Annotated in this window: 2 protein-coding genes; both read left to right on the forward strand. The window is 30.1% G+C overall.

All coding sequences use genetic code 11. From position 1 onward, the window contains the following. The first annotated feature begins 101 nt into the window (after positions 1–101). Positions 102–797 (forward strand): thymidylate kinase, encoded by a 696-nt coding sequence (locus COU51_01545; GenBank protein PIR66880.1) that lies wholly within the window; start codon positions 102–104, stop codon positions 795–797. A gap of 2 nt (positions 798–799) precedes the next feature. Then, positions 800–1,170, forward strand: a 371-nt coding sequence (locus tag COU51_01550) for a hypothetical protein (protein PIR66881.1), incomplete at its 3' end; no start/stop codon positions are given.

Below are 1,170 nucleotides of genomic sequence, written 5' to 3' on the forward strand. Positions count from 1 at the left end.
AATTTATTTAAAGTTATCATAAATTTTTTATATATTTTAACACATACTTGTATATTATTAACAATTGACCGATGGTTACCTAGTATATATTCTTAAGTAACATGACCAAAGGAAAACTTATTGTAATTGACGGCATTGATGGCTCGGGCAAAGCCACCCAAATCAAACTACTCAAAACTAGATTAAAAAAAGAAAAAATTAAAGTCAAAACAATTGATTTTCCTCGCTATCAAGATAATTTTTTTGGAAAACTGATCGGCGAATATCTTTCGGGTATTTATGGAGATTTTATAAAAGTTGCTCCAAGGTTAGCCTCTGTTTTATATGCGGCCGATAGATTTGAGTCAAGTCAACAAATACAAAATTGGTTAAATTTAGGGTTTATCGTTTTGGCCGACAGATACGCCACGGCTAACCAAATTCATCAAGGCGGAAAAATTTCTAATTTAAAAGAAAGAAAAGATTTTCTAAAATGGCTTGATACAATGGAGTATAAAATTTTTAAAATCCCTAAACCAGACTTAGTTATCTATCTAGATCTCCCACTTGAGGTTAGTAAAATGTGGCTAATGAATAAAGTCGCGCAAAGAAAAAAAACTTATCTAAAAGGCCGGAAAGATGTGGCCGAGGATAATTTAATTCATCTTAAAAATTCCAGAGATAGCGCCCTACTCCTACAAAAACAAAATAAAAATTGGAAAAAGGTAACTTGTTGCACTGGTATGGTTTGTATGTCTCCGACCGAGGTTCACGAAGAAGTCTTAAAAATTGTTCTTAAAAAAATAGATATAAGTTAAGCATGTCTAATTATGGATATTTTGGAAATTTAAAAGAAAATTATAAGAAAGGTAGAAGAGGAGTTCCTTTAGAAGTTATTGAGTATATTTTTAATAAACTAAATAAAAATAAATCTTTGGTGTTGGATTTAGGTTGTGGAACCGGTATATCAACTAGGCAATTAGCACCTTATTGTAAATATATTATTGGAGTTGATAAAGATAAGGATATGATTTCAAGCGACGGTATTAATTATAGGGTATCAGATGTTTCTAATTTACCTTTTGAGCATAGTTATTTTGATTTAGTAACAGCCTTTAGTGCTTTTCATTGGTTTTGTGATAAAAAATCTATTTTAGAAATTAAGAGAGTTTTAAAAACTAACGGAATATT

This window comes from Parcubacteria group bacterium CG10_big_fil_rev_8_21_14_0_10_36_14, from assembly GCA_002772895.1.
GTDB lineage: Bacteria > Patescibacteriota > Patescibacteriia.